Origin of the sequence: Neisseria sp. P0008.S010 (genome assembly GCF_051962715.1) — a bacterium.
GTDB classification, from domain to species: domain Bacteria; phylum Pseudomonadota; class Gammaproteobacteria; order Burkholderiales; family Neisseriaceae; genus Neisseria; species Neisseria elongata.
This window is the reverse complement of sequence record NZ_JBQCVA010000426.1, coordinates 1-237: the sequence shown is the minus strand read 5'-3', so window position 1 is coordinate 237 and position 237 is coordinate 1. Positions and strand designations below refer to the sequence as shown.

Genomic DNA, 237 nt, shown 5'->3' with positions numbered 1-237 from the left:
GACTACTGGGGTATCTAATCCTGTTTGCTACCCACGCTTTCGTGCCTCAGTGTCAGATGTGACCCAGTGAGCTGCCTTCGCCATTGATGTTCCTTCTAATATCTACGGATTTCACTCCTACACTAGAAATTCCACTCACCTCTAACACTCTCTAGCATGGCAGTTTTAATGGCAATTCCGGAGTTAAGCTCCGGGCTTTCACCACTAACTAACCATACAACCTACGCACGCTTTACG

Annotated in this window: 1 rRNA gene; it reads right to left on the bottom strand. The window is 47.3% G+C overall.

What is annotated here, in order from left to right:
* A 16S ribosomal RNA gene (locus tag ACTHSL_RS14195) occupies positions 1-237 on the bottom strand; the annotation flags it as partial.